This window comes from Moorena producens PAL-8-15-08-1, from assembly GCF_001767235.1.
Lineage (GTDB): Bacteria > Cyanobacteriota > Cyanobacteriia > Cyanobacteriales > Coleofasciculaceae > Moorena > Moorena producens_A.
The window spans coordinates 1,182,811-1,195,558 of sequence record NZ_CP017599.1 but is presented as its reverse complement, the minus strand read 5'-3'; the positions used below and the strand labels follow the sequence as shown (position 1 = coordinate 1,195,558).

Genomic DNA, 12,748 nt, shown 5'->3' with positions numbered 1-12,748 from the left:
TACCCCATAGTCAAGATTAAAAATTACTGCTAGTTGCTAATTTTAAGATAGCTGGATTTCGGAGCTCTACCGCCAAAAAAATATAGTTTTACAGAATCTTTAATTCTTTAATTAAAGATTATCTGGATAGAGAAGCACAATAAATCAATATCTTGCCAAGCCAATAAATCTTGATTGTAGATAAATATAGTGTAAGGATTCAGGTAGAGGGGTTGACAAAATCATAAAAGTTAAAGTAGCCATTGATTAGTAAAGCAACTCTACCTCTTTTGGCTGAATAATCTCGTCAGTTTCCCAACGAAAAACTGGTAAAATGCTTGTCAAATAAAGCTTAATTAATTAGCTATCACTGTAAATTTAACTAATAAAACTTCTTAGAAAATGATACTCTATGACATGAGACTCTACCTGAAAATGACCTGATAAAAAAAAGCGATAAAGTCAAAACACAACACATACAACTACCAAGGCGATCTCCGTAAGAGTCGGTGGGGCTGGGAGATGGAGAGATGGGGAGATAGGGAGATAGGGAGATGGTTAAATTTTTATTAAGGGGAATTATCTGGAGATATTATAATATAATAAACCCAGTGCTTAAACCAATTACTAGATAACGGTTATTAGATTTATGAGCTACACATAATTTTTCCCCTATTCCCTATTCCCTATTCCCTATTCCCTATTCCCTATTCCCTATTCCCTATTCCCTATTCCCTAAAATCCAAAACTTCTGTCCCTAACCTATTTTATAAATGCTGTGGAACCGCTATATATCGATAATAAGTTACTGTAACCACCAACAACATGGCAGCTAATTCTCTCAATTCAATTCGTGATAGTCTAATTGTTTCTTGTCAGGCACCCCCTGACTCACCCCTGCACAACCCCCTAGTGATTGCCGCTATGGCACAGGCTTCGATGAATCAGGGGGCATCGGGTGTGCGTATTGATACACCTGACCATGTGGCAGCTGTGCGTAGTCAATGTCCCACTGCTCCAATTATTGGCTTGTGGAAGCAACAGTTACCGGAGTCTGAGGTTTATATTACTCCCCAGTTTCACCATGCCAAAGCGATCGCATCCGCTGGTGCTGATATTATTGCCATTGATGCCACCTTACGGGAACGTCCTGGAGGGGAAACAGTTCAAGGTTTAATTAAGCAGATTCACGATACATTGGGTAAACCGGTGATGGCAGATGTGGATACCCTTGAGAGTGCGATCGCAGCACAAGCCGCTGGCGTGGATTTAGTTGGTACCACCCTCTATGGCTACACCGCTCAAACCAGCCATTTGTCTCCTCCCGGCTTTGGCCTACTCAGCCAGTTGGTCAACCATCTAGACATCCCAGCCATTTGCGAAGGGGGTATTGCCACCCCCAACATGGCTCAAACTGCGCTAGAATTGGGAGCCTATGCAGTTGTTGTCGGCACTGCCATTACTGGTATTGATTTGCAAGTTAAGGCTTTTGTAGAGTTATTATAAGTAGGATTAACCCTATAATTTCCCTTGCTAGAAGCAGGAAATGGTCTGCTATTGTGGATAATCCAGTTTCTGTAGCCAGTCTTGACCCAACTGAATCGTAATATCTGAGGAAAAAGCACCGGTGCTTTCCACCCGCACTTCCCCAAATCCCAAATAGTTACGGATAGTGCCAGCACTTTCATCGTCTCCCTGTTGGGCAATAATGCGAGTGGTGCGCAATGGTTCCCTAGACAATTTCTGATCAATACGAACATTATTGTAGCCACCTCGGTTGAGGTTGCGGAGCATAGCTTTAGCGACTTCAGAAGAATCTGTAGTGTATTGAATGGCAATGCGCAGGGATGTGGAGTTGGCATTGGAGTAGTAGGTATAGCCTTGACCAAAGTGCTGAGCCACCATCTCCTGGATGCGGCGGTGGTTTGGCAACCAGTAACTGGCTTGTTTCTTGCCATCGTTACTAAATCGACCAGGCAGCATTAGCATTTGGACATTGGCTCGTTTAGTCTTGGTGGCAAAACCCGCTAATGCCACTAGCTCTTCTACACTTAAGTTGGTGTCAATGTGGGACTGAATAACTGAGAGGATTTGTGGGATTCGTGCGATAGTGCTAGGTTTTAGTGCCTGTTCTACCAAAGCCCTCATCAGAATTTGTTGCCGCTGCACTCGACCAATATCCCCATACTTGTCATAGCGAAACCGCAGGAACTGCATCGCTTTATTACCATCCAGGTGCTGTCTACCTTTTTTGAGGTTGATATAAAGGTGTTGAGAGTGGTCAGTGTACTTCATATCCTTGGGAATATAGACCGTAACTCCTCCCAAGGCATCCACCAGTTTTTCCACACCCTGAACGTTTACTCGGATATAACGGTCAATGGGCACATCATCAAGAAGATCACTGACCGCCTTCGCTGTCAGTGCAGGTCCGCCAAAATAATTGGCAGCATTAAGCTTAATTTTACCATGTTTCTCAATACGAGTTTTAGTATCACGAGGCATGGAAAGAACTTTGACTTTTTCCCCGTCTGGGTCAAACCGTAGCAGGAGCATCGTATCTGACAAACCCTCTAAGGAATTGACCAGAGCGTGGTATCCCAGGTCTACTTCTGGGGGTTTATCTAGATCAGAGGTTAGGACTTTGATACCGAGAAATAGGATATTAACTGGTCGAGTCAACTCCGGCAAGTGCATGGTGTTGCTGGAGATGGTTTCCTCTTGGTTAAATACAGATTTCTCGTCCTGAGTCAGTTCACTTTGCAGCAAAGGGGTACTTGCCAGGGATACAGCTAGGATTGCACCTGCTGCCGCAGATGACATGGCCACTGCGGTAAAACCTAGCCATAGCCAGAGCCAATTCCCTCGCTTGACTTTTACCTTTTTTCTGCGAACGGGGCGAGTAGGTCTTCTCACTACACGGCGTTTTCGATAAGTTCTTTGAACTGGCACTGGGCTTCCTCACACACAGGCAATAGGGATGGTATTTTCAGAAGAAGACTATTCACTCCTGACCGGTTTTACATGGTTGACCTGGAGCTTCGATCTTAAAGTTTAGTAATAATACTCTATAGCAGGTTTTATAACAGGTTGCTGCCTGATTAGGTAAATTTTCGATTAAGCTTGCCCAATCCGTCAGTCAAAACCATTATTAGAGTACATCATTTCTTTAAGTCAACCCCTAGACTAGGACAAATACTTGCCCAGGATTCCTTCAGAAATCCGGCTAATCCCAGGCAGGCGTGGTGACTGGCGCTGCCATAAGCGCACCATCACAGCGAAACTGACCAGAAAATAGCCAGATGTCAGCATAGCATTGAGAAACAGCAAGCGTAATGTCCAAAATTCCGACAATTGTGCTCCTGCTGATAATAAACTGTATCCTAGCAACCAACCAAAGGCCAAGGTGACGGACAAGCGACTGACGGTTTTTTCCTCTCGGGTTCCCTGAGAGTGGTACAATGTCCACAGTGCAGGAAACAAGCCAAAGATGGGGACAAGGTAAATAAATAGCTGTAACCGCTGAATATCTAGATTTTCGGTAGAATTTGTCTTTTTCACATTCTCTTTCATCCCCAGCTTGCCTTAATCATCGCTCAAACCCCATGATTTGGTGCTTTTCCCTCTTATCATGACATTTCCTAGTGGTTATTCACCAATGGCAATAATATAGTAATAGCAATAGGCCAATGGCAACATGGATAATCAGCTCAGCTTCATTATCAAACTCGTCATCCTCTCCACGATAATTTCTGTTATTATTAAATATGTTGCTCCCAGTGTACCCATTGCCGCTACATCTGTTAATGGGTTGATTGGGATCCTGGCTCCAACTGTGATTTTAGCGATCGCATTAGTCGGTCGAGCCTTGAGCTATAAGGAGTCTGACTAACAGGCTAGTGGTAGGCTCTATCTCAGGTGCGACCCGTGGCGAATTTAATTCTTAATGGGTCAAGCGCACCTAAGTTTCCCAGTGCGCGATCATAGGTTTCCCGAAAAGTTAATACAGACCTTGGCTCAATCCTGATTGATGGTGAAGACGATAGCAGTAACAGAACTTAGCTTGCATGATGTGAAGGTTAAATTTAACCTGACCCCAGCAGAGGATGACCAATTTTTCCGAGAGTGGCAGGAGGAATTACCCGAACTTACCGACACTGAACGGCAGTCCTTAGAGCAAATTAAGGCTCACATGCTATACCTGGAACAGTACCCGATGGTGGAAGACATTGTCAAAATGGTAGTGTTGTCTCCCTTGTTAGGACTAGCGGGTTTTTATGGTTCTCCCTTTCACCTCAAGACAGAGGCCGCAATAGAAATTGCCGCTGTTGAGGAGCACGAAATCCTGCGAGGGCTTATTGATGTGTTGGTGCTACAAGACCAGTTTTGGGTATTAGTGATTGAGTCGAAACAAGCTGGATTCTCTCTCAAGTCAGCAATTCCTCAGGCATTGACCTACATGATGGCTAATCCTAATCAGTTGCGCCATAGTTTTGGATTGGTGACTAATGGTACTAATTTCCGGTTTTTGAAAGTGAGTAAATCTGGTATACCGATGTATGCTCTTTCCGATGAGTTTACCCTCTATCGTGGCAATGACTGGTATAACGTGCTTAGGATCCTTAAGCGCATTGCTCAATTGGCAGTCAATTGAGTTTTCGTTGCCTTTTACGGGTTGTCACCCCTCATAACATTTGCTAAATTCGTTTTGGGAGACCAGTCCAGGACTGAAGGAGGGTTACAGCTATAGTTTGATAAGAAAAGTTAGAGCGGTTTTCACCCTTAATCGCCCCATAGCTGATTAGGGGGTAAGCTGAGAACGAGCTGTTGCTGTAACCAACAGTTTGTTTACTATGGTCTACTTATTTGTTTATTTGTTTTAAAACAGCTCTAATAAAGGCGCTCAGAAAAGTAAAATCACTCTGGGAACTTGAGAGCGATAGGGCTGAGGTCACTGATAAAACGAATAGAAAATCAGTGCAAAGTTTTTCGATTCCTAGGAAAAGGGGATAGGTGCATCTCATATTTGAAAATCTGGCGTTGCTGAATTAAGGAATGAATGCGCGATTATCTGGTTTTGTTAAAGCCCCCTAAATCCCCCAATTCTGGGGGACGCAAGAAAGTTTTGTTCCCCCCAAGCGAGGGATTGCTCGCTTGGGGGGCTAGGGGGGCAAAATCATACCCATAATCAGCAACGCCGAAAATCTGGCTAGTGGTGCGTTAGGGGAGCCCTCATTTTCGGCATCCTAGCCAGTTTTAGGACAGCCCGCCCGAAAATTGTAACGGGCAAGATGCCCATTCCACCCACGGTGTCAAACAGCAAAAATGAGATGCACCCAAGGAGGTAGGGAGAATTAGAGCATAATTATTTCTGGGATCAGCTAATCACCTAATTGATTATCAAAGTTAGAGCTGATAGGTTCTTTCAAAATCATTAACCAAAATCATTAACAATGACAAGGCAAGTCACTCCAGAATAAATACCTGCTATTCAAATAGGGGCTATCATTGCATATATTATTGTTTTATTTTCTAGTATTTGGTTTATTGAATCTACTGTTTGTGACATTAGGGAAACAAAAGATAAACTGACCGTACTGTTGGGTATAGGGAGCAGGTCAAAATTGTAGAACAGATGAACTATATACTATCACAGCAAGCTAAAACACATGAGGGGGCTATAGCTTGAGTACAAATGTTCTGCATAAGTGACATGCTCCCTTTGCCACCCGACGCGATCGCTAACTTTTTCAAGCAAGAAAACCTAAATTATAACACTGATTAAAATTTCTATATTTACTCTTTTATTAGGTTAAGTAATTTCGTAATAATAACCGTATAAAGTGATTATAAATGACCTAATAAAAAGGGTTAAGGCGCAAATCGTGCGCCCTTAAGTTGTAAGCATTCAGCCGTCAGCTATTTTCTTCAAAAGCTGTTCGCCTAGGGTGCGCATAGCGCATAGGCTGATAGCTGATAGCTGATAGCACCTCAAGTAGCACCATCTGTAGCGCTAATCGCTGTTCCCTGATAGCTGATAGCTGATAGCTGAATGCTTACCTTAAGTTTGATTGGTGTGAGAAGCACTATAGCTACTATAGCAATTCTACGACTTGTGAGGTACAAATTCTGGTTTTTAGGGAGCAGGGAGCAGGGAGCAGGGACTTCGGAAGTCGGAAGTCGGAAGTCGGAAGTCGGAAGTCGGAAGTCGGAAGTGGGAAAAAATAATGTGTACCTCATGAGTCCTAGACACGCTATATAGTAATTCCTAACATTTAGCTGTCTGGCCAGATTGGCGCGAAGTTAAAACCTTTCGCCAATCTGGCTGCTAATAATTGGCATTTTTTTCCATACTACTTGAGTGGCAACCGATTTATTTAGTTAATTTCCGGAGGTTTTAACCATGAATATTAAGTTGTTGAGCCAATTGTAATAGAGCCCTCTTTCCCCATAGAAATCAAAGACCCCAATCCTTTTGTATTTACCGGCTGCAAAGGAATGATGTTGGAGGATTTTGAGAATCTTCCTGTTATAACAACAAAAGTTGAACCTATAGCAGGAACTGTGGATCTATAAAAGGAGATATTCCTGCCATCCTTAGTTGAGGATAACTCCGATAATCCCCCAACAAGGCACTTCACCATCACAAGATCATAAAGACGCTTGAGTTTCCCCTATACTCAGTCTTGACTACACTTCCAATGACTGTCGAGAAGAATGCCCGGAATAGGGTTGGATTAAGGCATCATCAATCCCTTGTTTTTTTTCAACTAAGTGAGCAGAAAGTGACGCAACTGATGGGGTGAAATGAACTTACTGAGTCCCGCCTATTCTGTATACTGCTTGATGCTGGGATTGATATTGTGATCGTCCAAAAGTTAGCTGGCCATGCGTCTCCTGTGACTACGGCCAAGTATGATAGGCGGGGTGAGGAGGTGAAACGGAGGGCGGTGCAGAAGTTGGGATTTTAGCAGAAGGGGACAATGTTTCCTAAGGTGCGATCTGAAGTTGTCAGATATTATTTCAAAACCCTTTCACAGTCAGTCCTAAATGATTCGTCAAATATAGTGACTTTAGTGTTTGAGCGCACAAATCTTACTGAAATAGTCAACTGGGGGCATGTCCAAGGTACTGAGCAATGCCAAGGACGTTATTCCCAATAACAATTGGGTTTCCGGGTTGAGCGACGGTTTCAATTTTCATGCCCTTGGAATCGCCAAAGGTAACTATATTAGTTACAGATCCATTTTTAGTGGGAACGTAGAACGGCCATAGCCCCTTCGACGCATTACGATGAATAGTTTGCTGGTCGGTCTTGGAGTAGCTTACATCGGAGGTAATAGTGGCTTTCACCCCATCCATTACCACCAATGAAGCGATGAAGTACTGTATGCTGCCATCTTGACTGAAAACCTCATCCCAAGTCGGGTTTGGGTTTATAGGCCATGGTGGTGTCGCCTTATTACTGTATGCGATGTTCAGTAAGGACGAATTGTACCAAGAACCAGGCGTTGAAGTCCATACTGTGTATGACTGGAATTGGATATCGACTGTAACACTGCTCAAAGCAAACCTGTGATTCAGCCGGGAGGTGCTGGAATCACCAGCCCACAATCCGTCGAGTCCAACATTGTAACCACCTGTCCAAGTATTACTGACATCATCACTGCTCCCTTGACTGTCAAAATCAAAACTTCCTCCAGGTGAATTATCAAGAAGTTGTACTAGCTGGGCATAGGTTCCGCTGAAGTCAATTGGTTTCGCATTTGGGTTTCGATAGGGTCGAAGTCCTCTTTGAGCCGCACTGATAAGTACCATCTTCGACAAGTCCGATACTCCTACAGACATCACTGACGGAGCGTTTAGTATAGACCATCGTCGGAAAAGGTTAGGAAGTTGCCTTTCTGGTGGTGGTGGATTTATATTCTCCAGATATGTCAACCATCTTTGATAGTTATCCTCACCGATGTTCTGCTTGAATTTGTTAGTTGGAAATTCGAGTTCACTGATGACAGCTGCGTACTCGTCAGAAAATAAGTAACTTTTGTAGATTGAAGTGTTAAAAGTGAGTGATACGGGTGGGATGACATCTTGATATGCCCACAGGTCTTGGCTTGATTGGAGAACCAGTGAAGGCTGGGGGATTTGGAACATGTTAGGATCAAGCTGAAGCTTAGTGATAAGACCGTTATACCAACGGTTCTGTAAGACGGTCATTGGCTCGTGGCTAGATAATAATTTTGTTAGTGACATAGTGAATCTATTGACTCTGTTCTCAGTGTTGAAAAGTGTCTTCTAGTGTGTTGGAAGTGTGGAATGTAGGTGTCAATATTAAGTGGGAAGAGTTATTTGATTAGGAAATCAGGAGTCACAATCCCAGAGTAAAGGGTTACTCTGAACTTTAAATTATGACTCCTGACGTCTGTTCAAGCTAAAATGCTTTTTTTTACACTGTTTCTAGCTTACGGGGAGTACCATTCGATCTCGAAATTCAGGGTTGGCTTCTAAGGCTTCGGCGAACAGCCTTGCCCCCTCTATTGCAAAACCGAGATACTGATGAATAGGTAAGACGTCACCACCAATAACAATGGGTACACCCGGTTCGCTATCAACGGTAATTGTCATCTTTCCTTCATCGTCGAAATCGACTGTGTTGGAGACACCTCTCGAATTACCGCTAGAGTAGAAAGGCCACAACCCTCCTCCTGAATTACGTCGGATCGTAACCTGATCATCCTCCTCGTACTTAGCGAAAGATTCGATCTTAAGTTTCATCGTATCAACCACAATCAGATTGACCATGAGGCGAGCTATATTGCCCGTCTTTGGATCGAAAGTATTGTTCCAATTGATTGGGGATTCAGGATTCCACGGTGCACCATTCCTGTTGGAGTATGCTAATCCCGTCGCTGCAGATGAGTACCAAGATCCAGGGACTGTTGCAAAACGGAGGACATGACCAAATGAGGCAGTCAAAGTGAAATTACTATTAGCAAATTTCCTACTTTCACTTGACCTGCTGCTGCTGCCTCTCCACAGCCCAAAGAACCCAGAGTGACCACCGCCCGACCAAGTTTTAGTCACATCAGTCTTCATAGTAGAACGCTGAAAGTTGAATGAGCGGCTGGGTGCTGATCTTAACTGGATTACAAGTTCCTGATAGCCAAGATCCCAATCGGGTTTTTTATCCGGAATCCCCTCAAGCGGATCTCCTTCGTATAGCCCAAACGCTAGCTGGGCTGATGCGACAGGATCAAGTAACGCGGCAGCATAGGCTGAAGCTCCTTTGTTTGCGACGTTGGGATAGCGAAAAAACGCCCAACGACGGAAAAGGCTGGGTAATTGTCCTAATGATGGTAGTGAATTCCTGCTAAATATATAATCTTGGAATTCATCAATGATTTCTTGCCCAACATCCCGGATCAAGCGACTTTCAACTACGCTTGTTAGTGCGGAGTTGAATCCTTTATAGTTACTGAAAAACTGATTACCACCTGATGCAATGTAATTTTGGGTCAGGGAAACTGGAGGAATGTTATTGAAGTAATTCCAGAGAGCATCGTCATCATCGGGGACAAGTGGAGGTGATGGTTGGATCAATTGAAAAGAATTCTCGGAGAGTCCCAGTCCTTGTACCATAGCGTTGTACAATCCATTTTGTACATCAAGAAATTCAGTCATAGATTATCTGCCAATAGTTAAGATTCTGAATTAACTTGGACTTTGGGCAAAAAGCCGTTTTGTCCAAAGTTAATTTAGTTAGGTGCGGTTAATAAGCAGGTACACAAAATTAAATTACACATTTTCTTCAAAATCTGAAACTCTTTTACAGCAAGAGTTTCAGATAATTAAAGTCGGTAATTAATTCTGTACGCGGTGCTTAATCCTTATCATCATAAATTTTTGGCTGCTTAACGGTACCCCTAAGGGTACTTTTTCTCTGAGGGATTGTTAAAACCCAAACCAAAGACAGAGCTGCTAGTGATATGTCAGTTCCCTAAATCGCTGAAATCGATACCCAGGGGTGTTTTTAAGTTCAATTGAAGAGACTTACACGCATTGGCTATGGGACGGGTTTACGGGATGTGATTCTTGCCCTGAATACCCTACACGATTCCCCTACAGAGGCGCTGCGTGATCGCAGCCATCGGGAAAGCAATAAAAATCCATTTTGATGGCGTACTCAGATCTGCCAACTTTATTTACTTGGGTAGATCACCGACACATTACCTAGTTCTAATTCCAGGACTCTACTCTATTCCTTTACCAGAATGCCAGCAACGAAACTAGTTCCCATTAGAATCAAAACCATTGCTTAAAACTATTGCGGAACCAGGTCAACTGAAGTACCAATAACTCCGATTTTGGGGATTAGGGATTAGGGTCACGCTGATAGCTGTTCGCGTAGCGTGACCATAGGTCAATCACTGAAAATTATGGCGCTATACAAAAAAAAGCCTGCACTCAGCAGGCTACCGATGTTTTCAAAAAGATTTAGTTGATCTAACTCTGGTCAAGTCCAAACCATAAATCAACCAACCACAATGTACTCACTATTCACAGCAGCAGTTAGTGTGCCCTGATCCAGCAAAGCCTGATAAACCATCGCAGCTACCTCACCACGAGTGGCCTCACGCACGGGATTGAGTTTCCTCTGGTCAGGGGAATTGACCACAATCAGTTTTTTAGTAGCGGTTATGACTTGATCTGTGGCATAGCTGGGAATATCTCCTTTGTCATCATAGAGATCCAAAGCATTGGGATCCGATTCTTTTAAACCCAAACCATTTACTAAGGAAACAATTACATCCGCTCGCTTGACATTATCGGCTTGTCCGAAGTTGCCATTAGCGTAACCAGATAGGAATCCACCACGATAGGCTTTTTGAATCGCATCCTTAGCCCAAGACCCATCACCGACATCTTTGAATTGCTTGGCCTCCCTTTTGGCTGGAGGGTTAAACGCTTTGCTAATCAAGGCCGCATATTGAGCACGGTTGATCTTATCGTTAGGTTTAAAGTTAGTGTTATCAACACCTGAAATCATACCTTCTGCCAACAATCCCTGAATAAACTCTTTCGCCCAGTGGTTTTGAATGTCGGCGAATGTGGGTATCCCGTCGTCCTGAAATTTGACAATATATTGATTGTTAATGGCGCTGACTTTGTTAGCATCCACCAAGGCTTGATAAACCATCGCAGCTACTTCAGCACGGGTGGCATTGCGAGTGGGGTTGAGTTGCTTGATATTGCTGTGATTTACGATAATTTCTTTTTTGGTTGCGGTTTTGACAGCGTCAATGGCGTAGGTAGGAATGGAACCGCTGTCATCGTAGGCTTGTAAGGCATTGGGGCTAGAAGCCGTTAAGTCTAACCCATTCACCAGTGAAACAATGATTTGGGCACGCTGGACTTTATCTGTGGGTTTGAATGTCCCCCCAGGGTAGCCAGAGAGGAATCCACCACGATAGGCTTGTTTAATCTTTTCGTAAGCCCAATACTTGGAATCAACATCAGTGAAATCCTTGGCTGCCCTTTCAGGTTGAGGATTGAACGCGTTGACTAACAAGGCCGCATATTCAGCACGAGTCATGGTTTGGTTTGGCTTAAAGCTGCCATCATTGAAGCCACTAACGTATCCTTTACTGTACAATCCCTCGATGAAATCCTCTGCCCAATGACCGGCAATATCAGTTAACTTTTTAGTTGAATCAGGTGGGTCAACAGGATCAGGTGGGTCAACCGGATCAGGTGGGTCAACCGGATCAGGTGGGTCAACAGGATCAGGTGGGTCAACCGGATCAGGTGGGTCAGTGGGTTTAGGCACTTCAGCGATCGCATCCTGAATTGAAACCGGACCACTGGCTTTTGAGGCAACTAAAAAATTGCCCACTGATTTCAGCTCAACCGTGGTGAAATTTTTTAAATCAAACTCACCGTTGTTAACCAGTATGTTTTCCCCTGGCTCTGCTGTGGTTCCCAAATCGGGAAAACCATTGCCAGCAACTGACAGACCAAATCTTTCGTTGTTTTCAATCCGATTCTTACGCAGTATCGGTCGAGCGTCCCCAGAAACCACTATCCCAAAGATGTTTTCAGAGGTTGTGTTATCCACCAGCCTGGGCGCTGCATTATTATCAACAGCAATGCCATTACCCATTTTTTTACAGGTATTGCCTTGGATGTTCCCTTTGCCATCCCTGGTAATCGATATCCCTTGACCCTCGATATCACTACCAATGAAATCATTATTTTTAATTTCTGGTGCCGCCTCACCTGTGACATTAACCCCTTCACGATTGCACTCTTTGAAGGTACAATTAGCTACTACAGGGCTACCAGACTCAATCCAGGCACCAGTACCTCGGCGCTCACGATTGGTCATGGTTACTCCCCTGAGCTCGGTATCCTTAGCTAGGATCAGGGTCACGTTTTGACCACCACCGAAACGGGTGTTGAACAATCCGTTGCCTTCAATTAAGATATCCTTGCCTTTGTTTGCTTCATCCCCTATAATCTTTACACCAGAGGGAGCTTTCAGCGGGAAGGTTTCACCACTGGCACTATTATAAGTACCAGGTTTTAGTTGAATCTCGTCACCTGATCCAGCTGAATCGAAGGCTTTGGTAATAGTTTTAAAGGGCGTAGATTCGCTACCATCAGCGCTATCACTTCCAGTAGCTGGATTGACGTATAGAGTTGCCATAATTTAGGATTACCCAAAACGCTTAAGAACACAGCAAAACGGCGGTGTCACCCATCAGAGGGT

Annotated in this window: 10 protein-coding genes; 4 read left to right on the top strand and 6 right to left on the bottom strand. The window is 43.9% G+C overall.

Annotated features, from left to right (window positions below; translation table 11 throughout):
* Positions 1-804: 804 nt before the first annotated feature.
* Entirely contained in the window at positions 805-1,485 is a 681-nt protein-coding gene (locus BJP34_RS04650) for an N-acetylmannosamine-6-phosphate 2-epimerase (protein ID WP_070391343.1), read from the top strand.
* A gap of 48 nt (positions 1,486-1,533) precedes the next feature.
* Here the strand turns inward: BJP34_RS04650 and BJP34_RS04645 are convergent, their stop codons facing one another.
* Positions 1,534-2,931: an LCP family protein gene (locus BJP34_RS04645; protein ID WP_070391342.1), complete on the bottom strand. Its 1,398-nt coding sequence runs from the start codon at positions 2,929-2,931 to the stop codon at positions 1,534-1,536.
* Positions 2,932-3,165: 234 nt separating this feature from the next.
* Complete coding sequence (locus BJP34_RS04640; RefSeq protein ID WP_070391341.1) at positions 3,166-3,552, bottom strand: hypothetical protein; 387 nt, start codon at positions 3,550-3,552, stop codon at positions 3,166-3,168.
* Positions 3,553-3,676: 124 nt separating this feature from the next.
* On the opposite strand from BJP34_RS04640, the gene BJP34_RS04635 reads away from it, so the two are divergent.
* Both BJP34_RS04635 and BJP34_RS04630 read left to right on the top strand, forming a co-directional pair.
* The gene (locus BJP34_RS04635; protein ID WP_070391340.1) at positions 3,677-3,871 is read left to right on the top strand and encodes a hypothetical protein; all 195 of its coding nucleotides are present in this window, start codon (positions 3,677-3,679) and stop codon (positions 3,869-3,871) included.
* 138 nt (positions 3,872-4,009) lie between these two features.
* Positions 4,010-4,633 (top strand): type I restriction endonuclease, encoded by a 624-nt coding sequence (locus tag BJP34_RS04630; RefSeq protein ID WP_070391339.1) that lies wholly within the window; start codon positions 4,010-4,012, stop codon positions 4,631-4,633.
* Between the two features lie 1,337 nt (positions 4,634-5,970).
* Here BJP34_RS04630 and BJP34_RS38705 read toward each other — a convergent pair.
* The 3 genes from BJP34_RS38705 to BJP34_RS04615 form a co-directional block, all read right to left on the bottom strand.
* Positions 5,971-6,219, bottom strand: coding sequence for a hypothetical protein (locus BJP34_RS38705; RefSeq protein WP_149030796.1), 249 nt, complete (start codon positions 6,217-6,219; stop codon positions 5,971-5,973).
* Positions 6,220-7,086: 867 nt separating this feature from the next.
* Positions 7,087-8,232, bottom strand: coding sequence for a hypothetical protein (locus tag BJP34_RS04620; protein ID WP_149030795.1), 1,146 nt, complete (start codon positions 8,230-8,232; stop codon positions 7,087-7,089).
* Positions 8,233-8,436: 204 nt separating this feature from the next.
* Complete coding sequence (locus BJP34_RS04615) at positions 8,437-9,660, bottom strand: hypothetical protein (protein WP_070391336.1); 1,224 nt, start codon at positions 9,658-9,660, stop codon at positions 8,437-8,439.
* A 359-nt stretch (positions 9,661-10,019) separates the two neighbouring features.
* Between BJP34_RS04615 and BJP34_RS48375 the strand changes: the two genes are divergently transcribed.
* On the top strand, positions 10,020-10,154 hold the full coding sequence (locus tag BJP34_RS48375; RefSeq protein WP_267876481.1) for a hypothetical protein: 135 nt from the start codon (positions 10,020-10,022) through the stop codon (positions 10,152-10,154).
* 356 nt (positions 10,155-10,510) lie between these two features.
* Here the strand turns inward: BJP34_RS48375 and BJP34_RS04610 are convergent, their stop codons facing one another.
* Positions 10,511-12,685 carry an S-layer homology domain-containing protein gene (locus BJP34_RS04610; protein ID WP_070391335.1) on the bottom strand — a complete coding sequence of 725 codons (2,175 nt, stop codon included), beginning with the start codon at positions 12,683-12,685 and terminating at the stop codon, positions 10,511-10,513.
* Between the last annotated feature and the right edge of the window lie 63 nt (positions 12,686-12,748).